This window comes from Shewanella sp. SM32 (assembly GCF_025654235.1).
GTDB classification, from domain to species: domain Bacteria; phylum Pseudomonadota; class Gammaproteobacteria; order Enterobacterales; family Shewanellaceae; genus Shewanella; species Shewanella oncorhynchi.
In genome coordinates this window covers 37,096-61,966 of sequence record NZ_JAKKRO010000027.1, presented here as the reverse complement: position 1 = coordinate 61,966, position 24,871 = coordinate 37,096, and the positions used below count along the sequence as shown (strand labels likewise).

At 47.1% G+C, this 24,871-nt stretch carries 22 protein-coding genes and 1 pseudogene; 19 read left to right on the top strand and 4 right to left on the bottom strand.

Features of this window, described 5'->3' with window-relative positions:
• The 10 genes and pseudogenes from L5M10_RS12695 to L5M10_RS12655 all read left to right on the top strand — a co-directional run.
• Positions 1–228: pseudogene (locus tag L5M10_RS12695) on the top strand (IS4 family transposase); the annotation flags it as partial.
• Positions 203–658 (top strand): potassium transporter TrkG, encoded by a 456-nt coding sequence (locus tag L5M10_RS12690; protein WP_317630142.1) that lies wholly within the window; start codon positions 203–205, stop codon positions 656–658. The pseudogene L5M10_RS12695 and the gene L5M10_RS12690, both read left to right, overlap by 26 nt.
• A 52-nt stretch (positions 659–710) precedes the next feature.
• Complete coding sequence (locus L5M10_RS12685; protein WP_263255375.1) at positions 711–1,709, top strand: FAD:protein FMN transferase; 999 nt, start codon at positions 711–713, stop codon at positions 1,707–1,709.
• Between the two features lie 225 nt (positions 1,710–1,934).
• Positions 1,935–2,015: a potassium-transporting ATPase subunit F gene (locus L5M10_RS24230; protein WP_105252297.1), complete on the top strand. Its 81-nt coding sequence runs from the start codon at positions 1,935–1,937 to the stop codon at positions 2,013–2,015.
• Between the two features lie 8 nt (positions 2,016–2,023).
• Positions 2,024–3,748, top strand: coding sequence for a potassium-transporting ATPase subunit KdpA (gene kdpA, locus L5M10_RS12680; RefSeq protein ID WP_263166414.1), 1,725 nt, complete (start codon positions 2,024–2,026; stop codon positions 3,746–3,748).
• Between the two features lie 2 nt (positions 3,749–3,750).
• The gene (kdpB, locus tag L5M10_RS12675; RefSeq protein ID WP_131525163.1) at positions 3,751–5,769 is read left to right on the top strand and encodes a potassium-transporting ATPase subunit KdpB; all 2,019 of its coding nucleotides are present in this window, start codon (positions 3,751–3,753) and stop codon (positions 5,767–5,769) included.
• A gap of 9 nt (positions 5,770–5,778) precedes the next feature.
• Complete coding sequence (gene kdpC, locus L5M10_RS12670) at positions 5,779–6,378, top strand: potassium-transporting ATPase subunit KdpC (RefSeq protein ID WP_168824074.1); 600 nt, start codon at positions 5,779–5,781, stop codon at positions 6,376–6,378.
• A gap of 34 nt (positions 6,379–6,412) precedes the next feature.
• Positions 6,413–7,174, top strand: a complete 762-nt coding sequence (locus tag L5M10_RS12665; protein WP_263166409.1) for a TorF family putative porin — start codon at positions 6,413–6,415, stop codon at positions 7,172–7,174.
• 2 nt (positions 7,175–7,176) lie between these two features.
• Positions 7,177–9,837: a sensor histidine kinase gene (locus L5M10_RS12660; RefSeq protein WP_263166406.1), complete on the top strand. Its 2,661-nt coding sequence runs from the start codon at positions 7,177–7,179 to the stop codon at positions 9,835–9,837.
• Positions 9,838–9,886: 49 nt separating this feature from the next.
• Complete coding sequence (locus L5M10_RS12655) at positions 9,887–10,570, top strand: response regulator (RefSeq protein WP_028760150.1); 684 nt, start codon at positions 9,887–9,889, stop codon at positions 10,568–10,570.
• Between the two features lie 171 nt (positions 10,571–10,741).
• Here L5M10_RS12655 and L5M10_RS12650 read toward each other — a convergent pair whose 3' ends face one another.
• A complete protein-coding gene (locus tag L5M10_RS12650) occupies positions 10,742–10,921 on the bottom strand; it encodes a hypothetical protein (RefSeq protein ID WP_113939545.1) in 180 nt (59 codons plus the stop codon).
• Positions 10,922–11,136: 215 nt separating this feature from the next.
• Between L5M10_RS12650 and L5M10_RS12645 the strand changes: the two genes are divergently transcribed.
• From L5M10_RS12645 to L5M10_RS12610, 8 genes are all read left to right on the top strand, one after another.
• Entirely contained in the window at positions 11,137–11,553 is a 417-nt protein-coding gene (locus L5M10_RS12645; protein ID WP_006081403.1) for a CBS domain-containing protein, read from the top strand.
• A gap of 122 nt (positions 11,554–11,675) precedes the next feature.
• A complete protein-coding gene (hrpA, locus tag L5M10_RS12640) occupies positions 11,676–15,551 on the top strand; it encodes an ATP-dependent RNA helicase HrpA (RefSeq protein WP_411569030.1) in 3,876 nt (1,291 codons plus the stop codon).
• A gap of 605 nt (positions 15,552–16,156) precedes the next feature.
• Positions 16,157–16,315, top strand: a complete 159-nt coding sequence (locus L5M10_RS12635; protein WP_028760147.1) for a nitrate reductase — start codon at positions 16,157–16,159, stop codon at positions 16,313–16,315.
• Between the two features lie 43 nt (positions 16,316–16,358).
• Positions 16,359–16,616, top strand: a complete 258-nt coding sequence (locus tag L5M10_RS12630; protein ID WP_028760146.1) for a chaperone NapD — start codon at positions 16,359–16,361, stop codon at positions 16,614–16,616.
• A 2-nt stretch (positions 16,617–16,618) separates the two neighbouring features.
• Positions 16,619–19,108, top strand: coding sequence for a nitrate reductase catalytic subunit NapA (napA, locus tag L5M10_RS12625; RefSeq protein ID WP_263166573.1), 2,490 nt, complete (start codon positions 16,619–16,621; stop codon positions 19,106–19,108).
• A gap of 10 nt (positions 19,109–19,118) precedes the next feature.
• Entirely contained in the window at positions 19,119–19,604 is a 486-nt protein-coding gene (locus L5M10_RS12620; protein WP_028760144.1) for a nitrate reductase cytochrome c-type subunit, read from the top strand.
• 8 nt (positions 19,605–19,612) lie between these two features.
• Positions 19,613–20,200 carry a cytochrome c3 family protein gene (locus L5M10_RS12615; protein WP_028760143.1) on the top strand — a complete coding sequence of 196 codons (588 nt, stop codon included), beginning with the start codon at positions 19,613–19,615 and terminating at the stop codon, positions 20,198–20,200.
• Positions 20,201–20,406: 206 nt separating this feature from the next.
• The gene (locus L5M10_RS12610) at positions 20,407–20,778 is read left to right on the top strand and encodes a DUF1801 domain-containing protein (protein WP_263166400.1); all 372 of its coding nucleotides are present in this window, start codon (positions 20,407–20,409) and stop codon (positions 20,776–20,778) included.
• Positions 20,779–20,902: 124 nt separating this feature from the next.
• Here the strand turns inward: L5M10_RS12610 and asnS are convergent, their stop codons facing one another.
• A complete protein-coding gene (gene asnS, locus L5M10_RS12605) occupies positions 20,903–22,303 on the bottom strand; it encodes an asparagine--tRNA ligase (RefSeq protein ID WP_263166398.1) in 1,401 nt (466 codons plus the stop codon).
• A gap of 150 nt (positions 22,304–22,453) precedes the next feature.
• Here asnS and L5M10_RS12600 point away from each other — a divergent pair, with 150 nt between their 5' ends.
• Positions 22,454–22,789 (top strand): hypothetical protein, encoded by a 336-nt coding sequence (locus L5M10_RS12600; RefSeq protein ID WP_263166396.1) that lies wholly within the window; start codon positions 22,454–22,456, stop codon positions 22,787–22,789.
• Positions 22,790–22,832: 43 nt separating this feature from the next.
• Here L5M10_RS12600 and L5M10_RS12595 read toward each other — a convergent pair whose 3' ends face one another.
• Positions 22,833–23,420: a CoA pyrophosphatase gene (locus L5M10_RS12595; protein ID WP_219233693.1), complete on the bottom strand. Its 588-nt coding sequence runs from the start codon at positions 23,418–23,420 to the stop codon at positions 22,833–22,835.
• 31 nt (positions 23,421–23,451) lie between these two features.
• Positions 23,452–24,864 carry an aminodeoxychorismate synthase component I gene (gene pabB / locus L5M10_RS12590; protein WP_263178579.1) on the bottom strand — a complete coding sequence of 471 codons (1,413 nt, stop codon included), beginning with the start codon at positions 24,862–24,864 and terminating at the stop codon, positions 23,452–23,454.
• Positions 24,865–24,871 lie beyond the last annotated feature (7 nt).

Sequence of the window (24,871 nt, the reverse complement as noted above, 5' to 3'; positions counted from 1 at the left end):
GTTCAATGCCTGTTGTGGCTAGTTGGTTTACACGCACAGCAACAGGGCTGGGATAAGCATTTTCAGGCCAATACCATTGGGCATCGAACGGTACTCTCAACGATTCGCTTGGGATTGGAGGTACTCAGGCGGCCTGATTATCAAATCACGGAGAAAGAATTGCTGGCGGCCTGGGTATTATTCGCCAATCAGTTGCTCAAATATGGCTATGCTATGGCTGATTTATGAGGGGATCCTTCAGTGCTTTGGTTCTACTTGTGGCGGTATTAAAGCTGTCAGATTTTTACTTTTGTACCGTCAAGGGATCCGAGAAATTCATCAATTGGTTCATCCTAATGCCATTTTAACAACAAAGATCAGTGGTCAAGTCGTTTCAGACAGAGTCATTCGTTCAGTATGGGGATTATTTTTCCTGTACATATTTTTTACTTGCGTTTTTGTATGGGGATTGGTCGCCATTGGACATGATTTTGCCACCGCCTTTGGAACCGTCGCCGCGTGCATTAATAATATGGGGATTGGTTATGGTGACACTGCATCTGGATTTGGCACGTTAAAAGATGCGGCTAAATGGCTGATGTGTGTCGCTATGCTTTTTGGGCGATTAGAAATATTTCCTGTACTCATCATTTTCTCACGGGCATTCTGGCGATTTTAATTTTAAGTGTATTTTATGGTTAATTTGTCGAATTGACTGGGAGGGTCATTAAATGAAATGGTTATTGAGATGTATATTACTCATTATGCTAGTAGGGTGTCAGAAATCGCCAGTTTATACCAAGTTAGAAGGCCTTGCGCAGGGGACGAGTTGGCATGTGACATTTTGGAGTAAAGACAAGTTAAATAGTACAGAGATAAATCGCGAGATTGAGCGGCAATTGGCAGAAATAGATCTTCATATGTCTACTTATCGTTCAGATTCAGTGATTTCTCGTTTTAACAGTATGCACTCCGCTATGGCGGTCGGGGATGATATTTTAGGGCTCATAGGGATAGCCAAGGAGGTCACTTCAAAAACGGAGGGTTGTTATGATTTGACCATTAAACCATTATTCGATTTGTGGGGATTTACCCATAACCAATTAACCATTCCTACAGAAAGTGCACTTCAACAGACATTAACCTATGTAGGCTTACATCATTTAAGTATTGATAATCAAATGTTAACTAAAGATTTGCCAGAGGTACATCTTGATTTATCTTCGATTGGACAGGGATATAGCGTAGGCAAAGTTGCAGATGTGCTAAAGCGATACAATATCGATAATTATTTGGTAGAGATTGGCGGCGAAATGGTCGTACACGGCAGTAAGCTCGATGGTTCTGCTTGGAAAATCGCGATTGAAAAACCGCTGCCCGAACAGCGAACAATGCAAAAGGTTCTGCTTATTGATTTTCCTCAAGCGATCATGACATCGGGTACATATCGTCATTATTTTGATCATTTAGGACTGCGCTATTCACATATTATTGATGCGCGAACCGGTAAACCCGTAACCCATAACACAGTATCTGTAACTGTATTGGCAACGGATCCGGCTAGAGCAGATGCTTGGTCTACAGCGCTATTATGTTTAGGAAGTCAAGAAGGATTAGTCGTCGCTAATCAGAATGATATAAAAGCATTATTTATTGATGACAATAAAGGTGTACTTAAAGAGATTAAGACAGATAGCTATAATAAAATGAAAAATATAGAGCTTAATTAATCTACGATATCATCGCTTGGTTATGTGTTAATGCCAGTTAGTATTTCTAGCTGGCATTTTTATTTTACTTTTATAGCTAATGCCATGGTTTGTTGTGGCCTTATTTACCACTGATTATGATGACTTTTACGTATTCTTTACGGGATTAGTCATTTGAACTCTAGAGACTTTACGCGGTTAATTCATATATTTGTCCTGTTACTCACTTTCTTAAGGACAAATTATATGGACTGGATATTTCTAATACTTTCCATAGCACTTTTCATCTACTTAGCAGTGGCAATGTTTGCCCCTAATAAGTTTTAGGAGTCGTTATGTTTGAAATTACCCTTATTTTTACTACTGCGCTTGGGCTCGCATGGCTGTTGGGATCCTATATGACAGGAGTTTTCTCTGGTCAGTCCCATTTTTCAGATCGTTTATTTAATCCCATTGAAAAGTGGATTTATCGGGCTATAGGCGTAAATGCCCATTCGGGGATGACATGGAAATCCTATGGTGCGGCGTTTCTTATCAGCAACTTGGTACTTGGCATTTTGGCGTTTCTTATCCTTAAATTCCAACATGTGTTACCGCTTAACCCCGATGGCATAGGACCATTATCTTGGGATCTGGCTTTACACACTGCGGTGTCATTCCTCACCAATACCAATCAACAGCACTATTCCGGGCAGGCTCAGCTCAGTTATTTATCCCAAGGATTTGTCATTGTCACGCTGCAATTTGTCACTCCAGCCATGGCGCTGGCGGTTTGTGTGGCGATTTTGCGGGGAATGTTAGGCGGGTTGAATAATGACAGCGCCAAAGAGGGCGAGGCTCGAAATCTGGGTAACTATTATGTTGACCTAGTGCGCGGTGTACTCAGACTTATGCTGCCATTAGCCGCTATTGTTGCGCTGTTACTGACTTGGCAAGGCGTACCGAGTAGTTTTGACGGTGCGCAAAAAGTGAACACCTTAGATTCTGCATCACCTATCTCTGAGCAGGTCGTTCCGATCGGCCCCGTAGCATCTATGGTGGCCATTAAGCAGTTAGGTACTAATGGCGGAGGCTGGTATGGCCCCAACAGCAGTAACCCGCTAGAAAACCCAACGCCAGTCAGTAATGCAATCGAGACCATTGCCTTAGTGCTGATCCCTATGGCCGTCGTCTTTATGGCTGGCGGAATGCTAAGACGCAAAAAATTTACCTTGATGGCTTTGGTGGCTATGGGTCTATTGAGCGTCAGTTTTCTTGGGGCAACTGTGTACAGCGAGTTGCAACCCAACGCTGCCTTTGCGGGGTTAAGCGCCCAAGGGCCTAATATGGAAGGTAAAGAAGTTCGTTTTGGACCTGAGCTATCGGCGCTATGGGCTTCTTTTACCACACAAACCTCTAACGGTTCGGTCAATGCCATGCACGATTCCTTCAATCCAATAGGGGGATTGATGACGCGATCAGGCATGTTACTCAATGCGATATGGGGCGGTATTGGCTGCGGTTTTGTTAACTTTATCGTTTATGTGTGGATTGCTGTGTTCTTATCGGGATTGATGATTGGCCGTACGCCAGAGATATTTGGTCGTAAGCTCGAAACCCGTGAAATCACTCTTTTGGGAAGTCTATTAGTTTTACCTACCTTGTGCGTCTTAGGTTTGACGGCGATCACTGTGGCTATCCCGAGTATTACGGGCAACAGCAACCCCGGCTTTCATGGGATTTCGCAAGTCTTTTATGAATATACCTCCGCTTTTGCTAATAACGGTTCGGGTTTTGAAGGCTTAGGTGATAACACGCCTTGGTGGAATATCAGCTGCGTTATCGCCTTACTGCTTGGTCGATACTTGCCACTGTTTTTACCGCTGGCGATTGCGGGGATGATGTCGAGTAAAAGAGTGAGCCCCGACAGTAACGCGAGCTTGAAGCTCGAGAGTCCCACCTTTTGTTTCACCCTTATTGCTGTGATTTTAATCATTAACTTCCTGTCTTTCTTACCTGCGGCGGTATTAGGGCCTATTGGCGAAGCTTTAGAACTTGCCACTATGAGTCTGGAGAAATAGTCATGCATAAACCTGCTCAAATATTAGATAGCGCCGGCGTGAAGCAAGCTGCCTTTGGTGCTGTAAAGAAAATGTCCTTAGTGAGTATGGCTGGTAACCCTGTGATGTTCGTAGTGATGGTCGGCGCTTTACTTGCCGCTTTGATCACAGGACAAAAGTTCTTCAATGGCGAGACTGTTGGTTTTGAGCTAGCCACGACCCTTATTCTTTTGCTTACCGTGTGGTTTTCTAACTTTGCGGAATCCGTGGCAGAGGCAAGGGGGCGCGGACAAGCTGCTAGCTTAAAGTCGGCGAAAGAGGCCTTGCAGGCTCGGCGCATACGCCACGGTGAGTTGGAATCAGTATCCGCAACTTTGCTTGTCAAAGGCGATAAGGTGAAGGTTTTACAGGGTGATTATATTCCTGCCGATGGTGAAATCATCGAAGGGATAGCCACTATCAATGAATCGGCGATTACCGGTGAATCTGCGGCTGTGCTGCGTGAAGCGGGCACAGATCATTCCGGTGTGATTGGCGGCACTAAGGTACTTACGGGTGAAATTACTGTGCTGGTTGCTAACGATCCTGGGAATAGCTTCTTAGATCGCATGATTGGGCTGGTCGAAGGGGCGAAGCGTCAGAAAACACCGAACGAAACGGCGTTGACTGTGCTACTTGCATCATTGACTGCGGTTTTCCTGATCGTGGTGGTGACTTTGCCACCCATGGCGGGTTTCGTCGGTGCAAGCCTTGATTACACTATGTTAATTGCGCTGTTAGTGTGTTTAATCCCAACGACAATTGGTGGCTTGTTACCCGCTATTGGTATTGCAGGCATGAACCGCGCCTTAGCCGCCAATGTGGTCGCTAAATCGGGTAAAGCCGTGGAAGTTGCGGGGGATATCGATACGTTACTGCTGGATAAAACTGGCACTATCACTTTCGGTGATCGTCAAGCGACCGCATTTTTACCCGTGAAAGGCATTGCAGCTGAGATGTTGCGTGATGCGGCGGTGCTTTCTTCCCTCGATGACCCCACCCCTGAAGGGAAATCTGTACTCAAATTGGCCATAGATTTGGGCGCGGTATTGCCCGTCAAACCTACGGATGCAACTTTTATCCCATTTACGCCGGAGACTCGGGTTTCTGGGGTGATTTTAACCGATGGTATTCAAGGCATTAAAGGCGCTGGCGATGCGATGCAGTTTTGGGCGCAGCAGCATCAAATTCACTGGCCTGAATCTGTTAACGCGCTTATCCGCAAAGTGGCTTTGCAGGGGGGGACTCCCTTAGTCGTCGCCAGTGGCACGCACATTTTAGGGGTTATAGCCTTAAGTGACGTGATTAAGCCAGGCGTTGCGGAGCGGTTTGCCCGTTTAAGAGCGCTCGGTGTACGGACCATCATGGTGACAGGGGATAATCCGCTAACGGCTGGCGTGATTGCCGCCGAAGCTGGGGTTGATGATTTTGTCGCTGAAGCTAAACCTGAGGATAAACTTGCCCTTATTCGCGCAGAGCAGGCCAAAGGTCGATTAGTGGCTATGGTGGGGGATGGTACTAACGATGCGCCGGCATTAGCGCAGGCCGATGTAGGTCTTGCGATGAACTCAGGTACCCAAGCCGCTAAAGAAGCTGGCAATATGGTGGACTTGGATTCAGATCCCACTAAATTACTGGCTATCGTTGAAGTCGGAAAACAATTGCTGATCACCCGCGGCGCCTTGACTACATTTTCCCTCTCTAATGATGTGGCTAAATATTTTGCCATTATTCCAGCGGTATTTGCGGGGGCTTTGCCTGCGATTGGTGCACTGGATCTGATGCAGCTTCACAGCCCAACCTCAGCCGTACTCGCAGCACTCGTATTTAACGCTCTTATCATTCCCGCCTTAATTCCATTGGCATTAAAAGGCATCAAGCTCAGACCCATAAGTGCCGAAAAATTACTGCGAAATAACATGCTGATTTATGGCTTAGGTGGGGTGATTTTACCCTTTGTCGGCATTAAAGCACTCGACTCAATCATTGCACTTATGCTCTAGGAGACAGTAATGAATTCAATCGTATATACCACTAAAACCCAGCATGCCGTTATGGGATTGAGAGCCAGTCTCGCCCTGTTATTTGTGTGTGGCGTTGTCTATACCGGCACTGTGACTCAGCTCGGTGGCGCTTTATTTCCCGTACAAGCTAAGGGCAGTGTGATCCACAGGGATAATGTCGCTATGGGGTCTGAGTTCATCGCTCAGCCCTTTGTTAATCCGGCCTATTTTTTTAGTCGGCCGAGCGCTGTCGGTTACGATCCTATGGCGACAGGTGGTAGTAATCTTGCGCCGAGTAACCCGGCGTTACGTGAACGTGTGATGGCAACAAGCCAAGAAATCCAAGCCAGAGAATCTGTTCAGGCCGCTGATATTCCAGTGGATTTACTCGCCACATCGGGGGCGGGACTGGATCCTCATATTTCACCCGCAGCAGCCAAACTGCAAGTCGCGCGCGTGGCTCAGGCTCGACAGTTAGCCGAACCACAAGTGTTGACCTTAGTGGCGCAATTTATCGAACCACCGCAGTGGGGCATTTTTGGGCAAGCGCGCGTCAATGTGCTCAAGCTCAACCTCGCTCTCGACCAGATTGCTAAACACGCTCAATAAAACAATATTCTACTGAATTTAAGGATAAATTTTTATGTTACCGATTAAGTCTGCTCCTTGTTCACGCCTCTGTGCGGGTGTGATGATGGCATTATCTTCACTCTCTATGGGCGCGCTTGCCAGCACTGAGACTCATGGGGGCAATGCCTCTTGGCAGAGCCAAGGGAGTGTGATGCTCATCAGTGATTATGCGTTTCGCGGTATTTCTCAAACTGATGAAGGACCTGCAGTTCAAGCAGGGTATACCCTAAGCCATGATTCTGGCTGGTATGGCTCGCTTTGGGGCAGTAACATCGAATTTGGGGATGGAAGTTTAGAACTCGACTTGTCCGCTGGCTGGGCTAAAGATTGGGATAATGGCTTAACAACGGACCTAGGCGTGATACGTTACCAATACTCTCAGGACGATACCGACCTGAGTTATAACGAAATTTATGCTGTGGTAAGCTACGCCGATGCTAAGTTAGGGCTGGTTTATTCTCCTGATTATTTTGGCGAGAATGTGGACGATTTTCAGTATGTTTATGCGAGTTATGAGCCGCAACTGTTCTCTAATGTAAGTCTAGTACTGCATCTTGGGAGCAATTTTTTTGCTTCTCAGCAAGATATGGCACTGTTTTTAGGTTCTATGGCCGCAAGCAATAGCCACTATTTAGATTGGCGAGTTGGGCTGAACCTCAATATGACTGAGCAGGATGTGTTGAGTGTCGGTTATGTCGATACGGATTTATCGCAGAGTCAGTGCCAGTCCCTGTGTGATGCGCGCTGGATAGTGAGTCTTTCAAGGAGTTTCTAATCGTGGTACCAATCAGTCAAACACAGCAAGCCAATGCGCTCTTAAGTCAGATACAGCAAAATGATAAAGGTAAACTGACGGTTTTTCTTGGGGCGGCACCAGGCGTGGGCAAGACCTATGCAATGCTAAGTGCGGCAAGGGAAATGGCCCAGCAAGGTATCGATTTGCTGGTTGGACTGGTGGAAACCCATGGGCGTGCCGATACCGAGGCCATGGTAGCGGGTTTTGAGGTATTGGCACGTAAACCCATTGATTATCATCATAATCGTTTAACGGAATTCGATCTGGATGCGGCGCTGCTTCGTCGGCCTAAGCTTATCTTAGTCGATGAGTTGGCCCACACGAATGTCCCCGGTAGTCGTCATAAACGGCGCTATCAAGACGTCGCAGAATTATTGGCTGCGGGCATTGATGTCTATACCACAGTCAATATCCAACATTTGGTCAGTTTGAATGATCTGGTTTTGCAAATTACTCAAGTGCGGGTACGGGAAACCGTCCCCGATCGCTTCCTTGATGAAGCCCATGAAATTATATTTGTCGATTTACCGCCATCAACACTCATCGAACGCTTACAGCAAGGCAAAGTTTATCTGCCAGAGTATGCTCGCTCGGCTTTAGATGCTTTTTTTTCGGTCTCGAATTTGACTGCACTGCGCGAATTAGCAATGAAAAAAGTCATAGAGCGAGTCGATGCAAAACTGATTTGTGAACTCGATGCCAAAGCACAGGGAACAGATTTTGTTCTCAAAGACAGATTGTTGGTTTTAGTGAGTAACAGCAGTGATCATCAGTATTTGATCCGTATAGGTCGGCAGATTGCCGAGCGGCGGCAAATTCCTTGGTTAGTGCTTTGGGTCGATACCGGCAAAGCGCTGGGCCTTTATCAGCGGAAAAGGCTAAATGAGGCCTTTGCCTTAGCGAAGGAACTTGGCGCGCAGACTGAAGTATTACGCGACACAAGCAGTTATCAGGCCATTTTACCTTACATAGCCCTGCATCGAATTAACACAGTATTAGTCGGCGCGGGTGTGAAACGCACCTATCCTTGGTGGCGTAAAAGGCTGTATCAGCGCTTGATTGAGTCTGGTTTACCTGTTGAGGTGAGTGTCTATCACGCACCCGAAAACCAAATGCAAGTACGAGATCCCATTACGCCTAAAGCCAGTTTTGGTGATCTTCGAGGCCATATTCTTGGGTTGATTGGCGTGGTGGTTATTTTTCCGCTGGTGGCATTTTTAGATACTTGGCTCAGTAATGGCAATCTGGTGTTGTTATATGTTTTCTTGATTGTCAGCATTGGTTTAACCTATGGCGCTAGGCCTGCCATGGCAACTGCGGTGTGGTCTTTTTTCAGCTTTAATTTTTTTCTTACTGATCCCAAATTTACTATGAATGTAAATAGTCAGGATGATATTGCCACTTTAATCTTTTTGATGTGTATAGGGCTTATCAGTGGCCCTGCGGCATCTCGGATCCGAAATCAGTTTATTTTACTGCGTGAGTCAAATCGTTATGCTGAAACCTTAAAAGATGTTGCCCAAGAATTATCGGTCGCCGATGATGAAAAAGCCCTTTGGCAAACGATAGGGCGCAAGATTGCTGGTTCAGTGAATGCCGATTGTTATATTGTTTTGCAGCGTAAAGACGGTCAGCGATCCTATTTACCGCTGCTGAATACGCCATTTAACGACCTTGATTTAGCCGCAATCGATTGGACCTTGCGCCATGGGCAAGCTGCGGGGCGTTTGAGCGATACCTTGAGCGCATCGGGTGTGAGTGTGTTCCCCATTGAACTTGAAGGTACGACAATTGGCGCGGCGATTTTAGATTGGCAACCCACAGTCAACGAACTCAGTCCGTTTGATAGAGAGCTTATTCTGGCCATGTTACAGCAAGGCGCTAATACATGGCGGCGTATTCAGTTAGTGTCAGATCTTGAATCAGCACGGGTGAAAACAGAAATTGAGCAGTTACGTTCCGCATTATTATCGTCAGTGTCTCACGATCTAAAATCACCACTCTCAGCCATGATGGGGGCGGCGGAGAGCTTAAAACTATTGAACAAACAATTGCTAGAGGCCGACCGTAACGAGCTACTTGATACTATTTTGCAAGAAAGCCGTCGCTTGGACAGCTATATCCAAAATCTACTCGATATGACACGCCTGGGTCATGGCACTTTGAGCATAGAGCGTGATTGGGTTTCGGCAGATGACATTATTGGCAGCGTACTTGGCAGGCTTAAACGCTATTTCCCTAATGCAATCGTTGAATATCACAGAGAAAAAGAACCCCCACTCCTCTTTGTGCATGCGGCGCTGATCGAACAAGGACTATTTAACATTCTTGAAAATGCTGTTCGATTTTCACCACCAGAAGAGCCTATTAGTATTGAATTATCCATCTCAAATCATCGCTGTTGTATTGCAATAGAAGACAGAGGGCCGGGGATCCCTGCAAGTCATAGGGATCAAATTTTCGATATGTTTTATGTGGTTGCCGATGGCGATCAGAAAAAACAGAATACAGGTATGGGGCTGGCTATTTGTAAAGGCATGATAGCTGCACACGGCGGTAGTGTTCGCGTTACCGATTGCCTACAGGGGCAAGGCACTCGTTTTGAAGTTGAATTGCCGTTAGACTATCCCGTTCCTGGCTAATCATTTTTAGCCAAAATATCCTTAATAAACCACAGAATGGACTAGAGACGTGGCAATAAAAATCGTGGTTATCGATGATGAGACCCAAATACGCCGCATGCTGCGGATTGCACTCACCAGTGAGGGCTATGACGTTACCGAAGCTGAAAATGGTCAGCAAGGGCTCGCAGCTGTCGCTCGACAGCAACCTGAATTAGTTATTTTGGATTTAGGCTTGCCGGATATGGAAGGTCATCAAGTGCTACAGGAGTTACGGGGATGGTCCGATGTTGCTGTGATTGTATTGTCGGTTCGCAATCAAGATAAAGAAAAAGTCGCAGCATTAGATGCAGGCGCGCAGGATTATGTGACCAAACCCTTTAGTGTGGAAGAGTTACTGGCAAGGGTGCGGGCGATTTTAAGGGACCATATCAAACCTGAAAAATTACCCATATTAGATGATGGCAAGTTGCAGATTGATTTAAGTCGCAGGCTGGTTAAAGTTGATCATCAAATTGTCGAACTTACACCCAAGGAATACGCAGTATTGTCTAAATTGGCGTCGTCACCTAACTGCGTTGTCACTCAGACTCAGTTGCTCAAAGAAATTTGGGGGCCCGCTCATACAGAAGACACACATTATCTACGAATTGTGGTCAGTCACTTAAGGCAAAAATTAGGCGACTCCCCGAGTGAACCTCAGTATGTGCGGACTGAGCCCGGTGTGGGTTATCGCTTTTATATCGACTTATAGCTTGTATCAATAGCGAATTAAAACGCGTTGGAATGACAAGTAACATGATCACCGAAGACTGATGGTATTATCTGCCGCCATTGAAGCTCAATCGGATACTTGCCTGATTTCAGTTTGTAGTGTTCGCTTCAGTTAACTCTAAGTCGCTATTTCTGGCAGCCTTTGTTGACGCTATTTTTGTCCTGTTAGCTCTTGTTGACATTGGATTATACCAATCGTATTAAATATCTGTTCATTCAGCGGGAGTTCAACGCGCTTTAGACAAGGCGAAGGCATGAAGGCATAGTGGTGCTCTGTCGACAGCCTTAAACGCAGTATAAAGCGCGTTGAAACCCGCCCTTCGGGAGCCACACAGGCATCCCACTCCCGTGTTGCATAGACTTAAAAGGGAATAACCATTTCTGCGTCAATGCGCCTTGGATTGAGATGCCTGTGAGGCTCTGAACTGATTAGATATTTAATGTGATTGGTATTATGCACTAGATAAGCCCAATCGATATAAATCGCACATTCTTGCCGATATTTTGACTAGACTACAAACGTAGGGTTAATTCGAGGGAAAGACTATGGACTTAATTAAAATCCGCGACCATATGGATCGCCAGCCCGTGTTGCTGCGCGCTAATATGTCGCTCGCGACTGCGGTCGAAAAGCTGTTAGATAATAATAAAATGGGCGCAGCAGTGGTTGATGATGCGGGCGATTTGGTGGGCTTTTTATCCCAGCAGGATTGTTTGGCTGTGATGATCAAAAGTAGCTATCACTGTGATATGACCTCAGTGGTGAAGGATTGCATGCGAACTGAAGTGCTGTTCGTTGGGCCAGATGACAGTATTTTGCAGCTCGCCGAACAAATGCTAGGGCCTAAACCTAAAGTGTATCCAGTGGTTGAACATGGCAAAGTAATTGGCACGATTAATCGCACCAATGTGCTCAAAGCCATGAATATCTATATGCAACAATGTTATCTGTCACCGGTTTAATCTAAGTCGAGCCAGTGCGAAACTGACACGCCATATACTGAGTGCAGAGTAAATTAGCAATACCATTACGCCACTTTCCTTGCTAGGATCGCCGTTTTTGATGCTAGCAATGGAATTTGGATTTGAACTCAGACAAACATCCGCTATCGAACGCCTTTCTTAATCTTTGTTATCAGAGCGACGCGTCGCGGATCCGTCGTCGTTTATTTAAGCTCAATAAAGAAGCCGACTCAGATAAAAAGACCCAAGTCTTAGCTCAGCTGAGCGAGCAAGCGCAGGCGGCGTTTGAGAAGGTTGAGCAGCGCCGTAACGCTCGGCCTAAAATCCACTATCCTGAAAACCTGCCCGTTTCCTTGATGCGCGATGATATTGCACGCGCGATTGCGGGCAATCAAGTGGTGATCATCGCTGGTGAAACGGGCTCGGGTAAAACGACCCAGTTACCTAAAATATGTTTGGAATTAGGCCTAGGTTGCCGTGGCATGATAGGCCACACCCAGCCACGACGTTTAGCAGCCCGCAGTGTGGCGAGCCGAGTCGCCGAAGAATTACAAAGTCCGCTCGGTGAAGTGGTTGGCTTTAAAGTGCGTTTTGCCGATGCGCTTAAGAGTGACTCTTATATCAAGTTGATGACCGACGGTATTTTACTGGCGGAATTAACCTCCGATCGCAATCTCGATCAATACGATACCATCATCATAGATGAGGCCCACGAGCGCAGCCTCAACATCGATTTTATTCTGGGCTACCTCAAACAAATTCTCAAAAGACGCCCCGATCTCAAAGTTATTATCACGTCGGCGACCATAGACGTTGAGCGTTTTTCTAAGCATTTTAATAATGCGCCTATTATCGAAGTGTCGGGCCGTACCTTTCCGGTCGAAACCCGTTACCGACCCTTAGTGCAAGATAGCGATGCCGATTTAGATCAAATCGAAGGCATTTTTGCCGCCGTCGATGAGCTGGTGGCCGAAGGGCTGGGTGACATTCTGATCTTTATGAACGGCGAGCGGGAAATTCGCGATACGGCCGAACAATTAAGTCGGCGTAATTACCGCGATACCGAAATTTTGCCGCTGTACGCGCGTTTATCTTACGGTGAGCAGTCTAAAGTCTTCAGTAGTCACAGAGGTCGGCGGATTGTATTAGCGACCAACGTGGCGGAAACCTCGCTGACTGTGCCGGGCATTCGCTACGTTATCGACCCAGGTACGGCGCGTATCAGCCGCTATAGCTATCGGACTAAGGTGCAACGCTTACCGATTGAACCTATCTCGCAGGCGAGCGCCAATCAGCGTCAAGGCCGTTGTGGACGTGTAGGGCCGGGTATCTGTATTCGTTTGTACGATGAGGCGGATTTTAATAATCGTCCGGCCTTTACCGATCCTGAAATCTTGCGCACTAACTTGGCTTCGGTCATTTTGCAAATGCTGGCCATCGGCCTAGGTGATATCGCCGGTTTCCCCTTTATCGAGCCACCCGATCCACGCCATATCCGCGATGGTTTCCTGTTGCTCGAAGAATTACAAGCGGTTGAGAGCAAACACGGCAAGCTAGTGCTGACGCCACTTGGGCGCAACTTGGCGCAAATTCCTGTGGATCCGCGTTTGGCGCGTATGGTGGTCGAGAGTCAGCAGTTAGGTTGTTTAAACGAAGTGCTAGTGATTGCCGCGGGCTTGTCGATTCAAGATCCCCGCGAGCGTCCGATGGAGAAGAAGCAAGCCAGTGATGAAGCCCATCGCCGTTTTGCCGATCCCAGTTCCGATTTCGTCAGTTGGATAAACCTGTGGCAGCACTTAAAAGATCAACAAAAAGAGTTATCTGCTAGTCAGTTTCGTAAAAAGTGCCGCGATGAATATTTAGCCTATTTGCGCGTGCGCGAGTGGCAGGATTTATACGCCCAGCTTAAGCAAGCCGTGCACGATTTAAAGTGGCGCTTAAACGATACACCAGCCAATTACGACAGCTTGCACCGCGCGCTCTTATCGGGCTTATTGAGCCATGTGGGTTTTAAAGATAACAATAACGAGTACTTAGGTGCCCGTAATCGTAAGTTTTTTGTATTCCCTGGTTCGCCACTGGCCAAAAAAGGCCCTAAGTGGATCATGGCCGCTGAGCTTACCGAAACCTCACGCTTATTTGCTCGCTGCTGCGCCAAAATCGAACCCGAATGGCTAGAGCCCTTAGCGGCGCATTTGATCAAGAAAAGCTATGTGGAGCCCCATTTTGAGGCAAAACCTGGCAGCGTTATCGCCCTTGAGAATCAAGTGCTCTACGGTTTGACGGTTGTGCACCGTCGTAAAGTGCAATACGGCCCCATCGATCCTGTTGAAGCGCGTGAGATTTTTATCCGCAGCGCTTTGGCAGAAGGGCAGTTACAGACCCAAGAAGCGTTTTTTGTCGCTAACCAAAAGCTGCTCGAAGACATTGAATCACTCGAACATAAATCCCGTCGCCGCGATATTTTGGTGGACGAGCAAGTGTTAGTGGATTTTTACGAGCCGCGGATCCCTGAAGGGATTTACAACGCGCAGCTGTTTTTTGGCTGGTGGAAGAAGGCCAAGCGCGAGCAACCGGATTTACTCGATTTCAGCAAAGCACTGTTAATGCAGCGCAATGCCGACCATATCTCGACCTTGGATTTCCCCGATACGTGGCACAAGGGCAATTTGCGCCTACAGCTAAGTTATCACTTTGAACCCGCGGCGGCGGATGACGGCGTGTCGGTTCACATTCCGGTGGCGCTGCTTAATCAAATCGACGATAGCGATTTTGATTGGCTAGTGGCAGGGCTAAGGGAAGAAAAGTGCATCGCTCTGATCAAATCTTTGCCTAAGAGTTTACGACGTAACTTTGTGCCCGCGCCTGACTATGCCCGCGCTTGTGTGCAGGCCATGGTGCCTTTTAGTGCCAGTTTGCTTGAGGCCATGTGCAAGCAATTATTGCGCATGAGTGGCACGCGTATATCGCCGGAAGATTTTGATTTAACGCAACTGCCCGCGCATTTGCAGATGAACTTTAAAATCGAAGACGATAAACACAACTTAGTCGCCGAAGGTCGGGTGCTCGATACCTTAAAAGCCGAGTTGCAGGGCGTGGTGGCGAAAGCCATTCGTCAGGTGGCGGATAAAGGTATAGAGCAAGAAGCGTTAACTGAGTGGTCCTTCGGCGATTTACCCAAGCAATATCAGCAGCAAAAAGGCAATTATCAAGTGCGGGCGTTTCCGGCGCTGATCGATAAAAAAGACAGTGTTGCGATCAAATTATTTGATGACGAATTTGAAGCCTTAGATGCCCATCGCCAAGGTCTGCGACGCTTATTGCTGCTAAACATTCCATCACCGGTGAAACACTTACAGCAAGCTTTGCCGAATAAGGCGAAATTGGCGATGTATTTCAATCCCTTCGGTCAAGTGCAAATCTTGATTGATGACATTATTGCCGCCGCTGTGCAGCAATTGTTGGATGAAAAAGCCCTCGATGTGCGTAATCAAACCCAATTTGAGCAGGCAAAGGACTGGGTTCGCCAAGAACTCAACCCGACCGCAGAGCAAATTGCCCTGAAGGTTGAGCAGATTTTGACCTTATACCAGAGCATTAAAAAGCGTCTCAAGGGCAAAATTAGCTTAGATATCGCTTTTGCTATGAGTGATATTCAAAGCCAATTAGACAAATTAGTTTTTAAAGGGTTTGTTGAATCCTGCGGTTGGAATCGTTTAGTCGATGTGGCGCGTTACTTAAAAGCGATTGAAATCCGTGTCGAGAAGTTGCCTGTCGATCCGACTCGTGACCGTTTGCATATGCAGAGCATTAACAAGGTGCAGGAAGCATTGAATGCACAATTGGCGAAAGTGCCACGATCGCAGCCGACACCGCCCGCGTTAATTGAAGCGCGCTGGATGATTGAAGAGTATCGTGTTTCCTGTTTTGCGCAGGTGTTAGGCACGGCTTATCCGATATCGGAAAAACGCATTTTGAATCATATCCAACAGGTTTAATGGACTGATGTAAAGGTTGAACTGAGCGCCTTTGTCCGATTAATGTAACAATAACGCGATCAAAAAATGACTAAATAAACCGAGAAAACTAACTATTTTCTCGGTTTTTTATTTTCCCTATGCTTACTCTGCTCACGCGATATACCTCCAGTGATGCGCCATGAAATGAGCGCTTTTTCTGGGTGGCAGCGATGCTTTTATGCCGAATATCTTTCTTTTGGGATCAAGTCGTTATCTCGCATGTTTTAACACCTTTCTATTGCCTACTCCTTTATGAATACTCAGGTTTTTTTGGCGGTTTTTCTGTTGTTTTCTTGCAGTGATTTATCTATTTCAGTCGCTTATTAATCATAAAATCAATTCAATCATCTAACTTGTAATTGCAAAAAACGTTTAAAAACTGAGATCTGACGAATACTCACATCAAATTGATGATCTGGATCAAGCATCATCCGCTTTACCAATTTGGAGGTATACATTTTGTTAACAACTAAAAGGTATGATCGCTTCGTGATCCAAAGATGCAATAGATATACATTAAACCTGCCGCTGGCGATTTTTTGCAGCGCATTCAAAGTGGCAGGAACACACCTCTTGGAGGATGCATGAGTGCTAGCACCGCAGAAGAAAAATCCTTAGAACTGAAAATCTTTATCTTTTTAACCGTGTTTCTCGCACCGTTATTGTCCGTACTACTGGTCAGTGGTCTGGGCTTTGCTATTTGGTTCAGCCAAATTTTGACGGGTCCACCGGGCGCTGGTTAAACGTAACATCATCAAATAGTTAAAAATAAGAGTGGAATGTCGGATGAGCAAAGAACTCCATATCACCAGTTTAGTGGTGCAGGTCTTACCGCAGAAAATGGCAGATGTTAGACAACAGATAATGACCATTGAAAATGCCGAACTTTCCGTCAACAACGAAGTGAAATTGGTCGTCGTGATCGAAGGCGAGACGCAACGCGCCTTGATGGACAGTATCGAAGCGATCAATGCCATTCCGGGCGTGTTATCAGCCACTATGGTTTACCACCAGAGTGAAGTGCTCGAAGAGGGTGAAGAATGAATATGAACAGACGTGACTTTATTAAGGCCAATGCGGTGATTGCCGCGGCAGGCGCCGCTGGTTTAGCCTTGCCCGCTGGCGCAAGCAACTTAATTACCAGCTCAGAACAAACCAAATTAGAGTGGAATAAAGCCCCTTGCCGTTTTTGCGGCACGGGCTGCTCCGTGATTGTCGCAACTCGCGACGGCAAAGTGGTTGCCACCCATGGCGATGCCAACAGTGAAGTGAACCGTGGGCTCAACTGTATCAAGGGCTATTTCCTGTCGAAAATCATGTATGGCAGCGATCGCTTAACCACGCCTATGCTGCGGATGACAGATGGCAAATACGACAAGCACGGTGAGTTTTCGCCCATCAGTTGGGACAGTGCCTTTGACATCATGGCGCAAAAATGGAAAGAGACCATTAAAGCCAAGGGCCCAACCGCTGTGGGCATGTTTGGCTCGGGCCAATGGACAGTGTGGGAAGGTTATGCTGCCGTTAAGCTGATGAAAGCGGGTTTTGGCTCGAATAATATCGATCCGAATGCGCGTCACTGTATGGCGTCAGCTGTGGTCGGGTTTATGCGCACCTTCGGTATCGACGAACCTATGGGTTGCTATGACGATATGGAAGCCGCCGATGCCTTTGTCCTTTGGGGCTCGAATATGGCGGAGATGCACCCGATCCTCTGGAGTCGAGTGACAGACAGACGTCTCAGTGCCAGCCATGTAAAAGTGGCCGTGTTGTCGACTTTTGAACACAGATCCTTCGATTTGGCCGACTTGCCGATCGTGTTCACCCCGCAAACCGATTTAGCCATTTTGAACTACATAGCTAACTACATCATTCAGAATGATAAAGTGAACTGGGACTTCGTGAAGAAACACGTTAACTTCCGTCAGGGCACAACAGATATTGGTTATGGTTTACGTCCGACACATCCCCTTGAGAAAAAAGCGAAAAATGTTAAAACGGCGGGGGATTCAACCCCAATTGATTTTGAGACCTTTAAAGCCTTCGTGGCGGATTATAGCGTCGAAAAAGTCAGTAAGTTGTCGGGCGTGCCCGAGGATAAACTGATTGCGCTGGCCAAGCTGTATGCCGATCCCGATATCAAAGTGACCTCATTTTGGACCATGGGTTTTAACCAACATACCCGAGGTGTGTGGTGTAACAACCTGATTTATAACATTCATCTCTTGATGGGTAAAATTTCAACCCCAGGTAACAGTCCATTCTCTTTGACGGGTCAACCATCAGCCTGTGGCACGGCCCGTGAAGTAGGGACGTTTTCCCATCGCTTACCCGCCGATATGGTCGTGACCAATCCTGAACACAGAAAGCATGCCGAAGACATTTGGAAGATCCCAAGCGGCATTATTCCACCTAAACCCGGTTATCACGCCGTTGAGCAAAACCGTCGTCTAAAAGATGGCGACTTGAATTGTTACTGGGTGCAAGTGAACAACAATATGCAGGCGGGCCCAAACATCAATGAAGAAGGTTTACCGGGTTACCGTAACCCTGCCAACTTTATCGTGGTGTCCGATGCCTATCCGACGGTGACGACTCAAGCTGCCGATTTGATTTTGCCCACTGCTATGTGGGTGGAAAAAGAGGGCGCCTACGGTAACGCCGAGCGTCGCACTCAGTTCTGGCATCAAATGGTACAGGCACCGGGTGAGTCCCATTCGGATCTGTGGCAGTTGATGGAATTTGCAAAACGTTTCACCACAGATGAAGTGTGGCCAAAGGACGTATTAGCCGCCAATCCAGAGTTCAAAGGCAAAACGCTTTTCGAAGTCCTATATCAAAATGGCCATGTCGATAAGTTTCCGCTTGCGGATGCCGATCCTAAGTATTTGAACGATGAGGCTAAACATTTTGGCTTCTATGTCCAAAAAGGCTTATTCGAGGAATATGCGACCTTTGGCCGCGGCCATGGCCACGATCTCGCCCCATTTGATGTTTACCATGAGGCTCATGGTCTACGTTGGCCTGTGGTCGATGGTAAAGAAACTAAGTGGCGCTTCCGTGAAGGCACAGATCCTTATGTTAAGGCGGGTAAGGGCTTTGAGTTTTACGGTCATCCCGATGGTCGTGCGGTGATTTTCGCGCTGCCCTATGAACCTGCCGCAGAAGCGCCCGATGAAGAATATGATATCTGGTTGTCGACGGGTCGAGTGTTGGAACACTGGCATTCGGGTTCTATGACCCAACGTGTGCCTGAGTTATATCGTGCTTTCCCCGATGCCGTATGTTTTATGCACCCCGAAGATGCGAAGAAACGCGGTCTGCGCCGTGGCGATGAAATTCGCGTGGTGTCCCGTCGCGGTGAAATTAAGACCCGAGTCGAAACCCGTGGCCGCAATAAACCGCCCGTGGGTTTAGTGTTCGTGCCTTGGTTTGATGCTAGCCAGCTCATTAATAAAGTCACTTTAGATGCGACAGATCCCTTGTCAAAACAAACTGACTTTAAAAAGTGTGCGGTGAAGATCGTCAAGGTTTAAGGAGAACACGATGAAAACCCTAAAATTAGTCTCAGCGATCGGTTTATTGGTATTTGGCTCATTCATCATGACAAGTGTGTCTGCCGCCAGTATACCCGAAGATAAAATTGATACCCTGCGCCAAGCGCCTATCAATGTCGAGCCTACGCCACCTGCGATGCAAAGTGTGCGTAATACCGATGTGAAGGAAGTGCGCAGCTATCCCATGCAACCACCGGTGATCCCACACAAGATCGACGGCTATCAGCTTGATCTTAAAGTGAACAAGTGTATGGCTTGCCATGCTCGTAGCCGCATTGGGGATTCGCAAGCGCCTATGGTCAGCGTCACGCATTTTATGGACAGGGACAATAACTTCTTAGCCGAGTTATCGCCGCGCCGCTATTTCTGCACTCAGTGTCATGTGCCGCAGTTAGATGCCAAGTTACTGGTCGAAAACGACTTTGTGGATATGGAACATCTGATCAAAGCCAACACTGAGCAGAAAAAACACTAGGAGTTAGCATGTTAGATAAACTGAAAAAAATCTGGCAGGTACTCAATCGTCCGAGTGTGCATTACAGTTTAGGTTTTTTGACCTTAGGTGGTTTTGTGGCTGGGGTGATTTTCTGGGGCGGGTTTAACACTGCCCTAGAAGTGACCAACCAAGAAGCTTTCTGTATTGGTTGCCATGAGATGGAAAATAACGTCTATCAAGAGCTACAGACGACGATTCATTTCACTAACCGCAGTGGCGTGCGGGCGACGTGTCCTGATTGCCACGTACCGCATAACTGGACCGATAAAATTGCCCGTAAGATGCAGGCATCTAAGGAAGTGTGGGGTAAGGTTTTTGGGACGATTAATACCCGTGAGAAGTTTGAAGATAAGCGTCGTGAACTGGCAGAACATGAGTGGGCAAGGTTAAAGGCCAATGATTCGCTCGAGTGTCGTAACTGCCATAACTTCACTTACATGGACTTTACTCGCCAATCACCCAGAGCGGCGCAGATGCACTCAACATCACTGGCAAGCGGCGAAAAGACCTGTATCGACTGCCACAAGGGGATTGCTCATCATCTCCCTGATATGGCCGGTGTGAAGGGGTTTTAATCTAGGGCACAGTGTTAATCCGTGTGACTTAGCCTTGCTAAGTTGGACAACTCCAGCAAAAGGCCAAGCGTACTCCACGCTTGGCCTTTTTATTTGCACGTCACTATTCTATTTCTTGGGGATGCTTCAATAGGGTGTTATTCAGTCCGATTAGCGCGCTACAATCGCGCTGGGATAGTCTTGCTTGTATGAGAGGTAAAGAGATCATGATGGAAGATCAGCCGCAACTTGAAAAACTGTTAGAAGATATTTTATGTATCAGCCCGAGTCTGTTTGAAATAGTGCAGGGGGTGAGGCAGGAGGTCAAAACCGCCGCTACCACATCGTCGCGGGCCATTACTGAAGCCGTTAAGTACGGCGGTATACTCTTTAGCACCAAAGCCAGTTTTGGTGGTGTGTTTGCCTATAAACAGCATGTTTCATTGGAGTTTAGCTTAGGCGCGAATCTTAGCGATCCACATCAGGTACTTGAAGGCAGTGGCAAATTTCGTCGTCATATTAAGTTGGTGTCAATCGATGATATTGCTGCCAAGCGAGTCGCGGAATATATTGCGCAGGCGTTGAGTCTGGCGGATTAATGGTTTTTTGCCGCATGATGTGACTAAAACGGACGAACAAAAAAGGAGCCGAATATTCAGCTCCTTTCGTTTTGCTAAGGCTTAATAGAGATGTCTTAGCTATGCAGTCCCAAGTTAAGGGAGATTAGAAGTTCGCAGTGCGCGGTGCACGTGGGAAAGGAATAACATCACGAATGTTGTTTACGCCTGTCACGTAAGACACTAAACGCTCAAACCCTAGACCAAAACCTGCATGTGGCACTGTGCCATAACGGCGCATATCACGGTACCACCAGTAATCTTCTTGGTTCAGTTCCATTTCGTCTAGACGCATATCTAGCACGTCTAAACGCTCTTCACGTTGAGAGCCACCGATGATCTCACCAATACCTGGGGCTAACACGTCCATCGCGGCAACGGTTTTACCGTCATCGTTTAAGCGCATGTAGAAGGCCTTGATATCTTTTGGATAGTTCTTCACTACCACAGGGGCTTTGAAGTGTTCTTCGGCTAAGTAACGCTCATGCTCAGAAGATAAATCGATACCCCAAGACACAGGGAACTCGAAGGTTCTGCCACAGTTTTGCAGAATTTCAACCGCATCAGTGTAATCCACTTGAGCAAAATCGCTTGAAACGAAAGATTGCAGACGGTCGATCACAGTCTTATCAACGTGTTGGGCGAAGAAGGTTAAATCGTCCATACGCTCAGTCAATACGGCATTGAATGCGTATTTCAACATAGCTTCGGCAAGGCCTGCGATGTCGTTTAAGTTAGCGAAGGCGACTTCAGGCTCAACCATCCAGAATTCCGCTAAGTGGCGGCTAGTGTTTGAGTTTTCAGCACGGAAAGTCGGGCCAAAGGTATACACTTTTGACAGTGCACAGGCGTAGGTTTCAGCATTCAACTGACCTGATACGGTCAGGAAAGCTTCTTTACCGAAGAAATCTTTATCGTAATCGACTTTACCTGCTTCAGTACGCGGCAGGTTTTCCATATCTAAGGTCGATACGCGGAACATCTCACCGGCGCCTTCGCAATCTGATGCTGTGATAAGTGGGGTCGATACCCAAATAAAGCCTTCTTCGTGGTAGAAGCGGTGAATCGCTTGGGATAGACAGTTACGTACGCGAGCAACGGCACCAATAATGTTAGTACGTGGGCGTAAGTGCGCTAATTCGCGTAAATGTTCAATTGAATGACGCTTAGCGGCCATTGGGTAAGTGTCTGGATCATCAACCCAGCCAGCGACTTCAAGTTCAGTCACTTGCAGCTCAAATGCTTGGCCTGCACCAGGAGATTCCACCACGTCGCCTGTCATCACAACAGAACAACCCGCAGTCAGCTTTAACACTTCGTTGTCGTAATTATCTAAGCTATTGGGCACGACACCTTGGATAGGATTAAAGCAAGAGCCGTCGTAAACAGCTAAAAAAGAGATGCCGGCTTTAGAGTCACGACGGGTTCTGACCCAGCCACGCACTGTGACTTTAGAACCGACGGCGTGCTCACCTTTAAATACAGATGCGACAGATGCAATGCTCATTGTTGCTTAATTCTCCAACGAAACGTTTTATATGAAAATTTTGGAGGTTTATATTACCTTGCTGGTGGCTTTTCTCAAGCTGAAAAAGGTATCCTGAGGTTAATAATATCGATATTGAGCGATATAGTGAGTTAAACGGCGGGAGGCGGTATGAGCAAGACTAGAATATTTCAAATTATCCTTGCGGCCTTATCCATTTTAGGCTGGGCAATTGCCGTCTATGCGCTATTAGTGTTTGGTGACGCGAGACCCGATCGCGAAGTTGGCGATTATTTAACCCGTGGTGCGACATTTAGAGTCCATTGGGATCCACATGAAACCCAATTATTGCAGTATTTGATTTGGGTTTGTGGCGGTATTAGTTTGGTCAGTTTAGCGTTTAACTATTATGTCGCCCACCACAGTCGTATGGGTTATTGGTTTAATATTCCCATGTTGCTGTTAACCTCTATTGTCGCCGGTTTGTATATCCATTTGGTGGTTTAAGCTAGCCTGTTGGCTTGTGGCGGTTTAGTAATGGCAAGTGAAGTCAGAGGATATCGGCAGGAATGCTTAATTGGCGGCACAGATGGTCGATAATCGCGGCAGTCGCACCCCAGATAAACCGTTGTTGATAGGGAATAAAATGCACGCTGTAATAGCGCCCTTGGCGTAAAAAGCGTTTTTGGTGGCGATTATTCGGTTCAATAAAAAAGCTTAATGGCACGGTAAAGCAATCGGCTACCTCACCGGGATCGAGTTTTAAATCAAATGCCTGCTTGATAATGCCTATCACAGGAGTGATTTCAAACCCTGTGAAGGTATTATGGGCTGGAAACGTGCCCACCACGTCGACGTTATGCCTTGATAGTCCAATTTCCTCTTCTGCTTCCCTTAACGCGGCCGCAATCGCATCAATATCATAGGGCTCAATTTTACCGCCGGGGAAACTGATCTGCCCCGGATGGGCGCGCAGATGCATAGGTCTTTGGGTTAAAATTAGATTCAGCTCACCGTTAATCTCCAGCAGTGGGATCAACACCGCGGCTTTGCGCAGTCCAAGGTGAGGGAAGGCCGCCGGATCTTGCCGCGCTAACGGGTGCAGATTAAATCTGAGTCTAAATTCCGCTTGATCCATCGACGTTCTCGTGACTGTTTAGTATTAAAGCTTACGGCTTTTGTGACGCAGCGCCAAGCAAAGGTAAAATACGGCTGACCTTATCAAAGGTTTCTTGGTACTCGGCATCCACTTCAGAATCCGCCACTATGCCGCCGCCAGCCCAGCAATAGAGTTTGCCCTGTTCTGCCACAATAGTGCGAATGGTGATACTGGTATCCATTTGACCGTCTTGGCTGATATAACCCATAGATCCACAATAAAGGCTGCGCCGTGAAGGTTCGAGCTCTTCAATAATTTCCATGGCGCGAATTTTCGGTGCGCCGGTAATTGAGCCGCCGGGAAACGCTGCACGCAGCAAATCACTCGCCGTGAATCGGCTATCAAGCTTGGCAGTCACCGTACTGACTAAGTGATGCACCGCAGGAAAACTTTCAATCTCAAATAGATGCGGTACACGTACTGAGCCTGCTGCCGCCACTTTGCCGATATCATTACGCAGTAAATCGACAATCATGACATTTTCGGCGCGATCCTTTGGTGAGTTTGCCAGTGTATTGGCGGCTTTCACATCCAATGCGGGATCGGTATGACGCGGCAGTGTGCCTTTGATAGGTTTGGTTTGAATATCGTCACCGCGAAGCTGAATAAAGCGCTCGGGTGAAATCGACAAAATCGTGTTTTGCGGCAGACGCATAAAGGCCGAGAAGGGCGCTTTATTGGCATTGCGCAGTTGGCTATAGGCCGACCACTCATCGCCTTGATAATGGGCTTCGAATCTTTGGGTTAAATTTATTTGATAGCAATCACCGCTGTGCAAATAGGCTTGAACTGCTGCAAATTTGGCCGTATATTGAGCTTTGTCTATTTGTGCTGCCCATGGGCTAGTGAGCATGAATGCGGCGGAATTTGGCTTTTTAGTGATTTTATCTTGAATTTTATTCAACTCAATGTCGAGTGCCGCTTCACCTAAATAGTGCAATAAATACCAACACTGGGCTTGGTAATCAAAAACTAACGCCCAGTCGTAAAAGCCGATGTTCATCTCTGGCAGTTGTATATCTTGCTTGGCCGTTATCGGCAGTGATTCAATTCTGCGGCCTAAATCGTAGCTAAAACTGCCCATTGCGCCACCACTAAAGGGCAAATCACAATCAAAAGATTTTGAATACCAATGGGTTAATAAAGTGTTGAGTAACTCGAAGGGATCACGGTTTGGGTCTATTGCCTCGGGTAAGCTCAAGCTCGTATCGATGAGCTTTATATAGCTACGCTCGCCCTGAGTCACTAACGTTGCGATAGGATTGGCGCAAATGATGTCGAATCTGGCGTCTTGATGCGGCGCGTTCGCCGAATCTAACAGAATTGCCCAAGTGTCATTTGCAAAGTGTTCGAACAGTGCTGCGGTACTTAATGTCCAGTCAAGTTGGCGTGATGCAAGCTGTTTTGACGCCCTAATTGCCATCGATTAA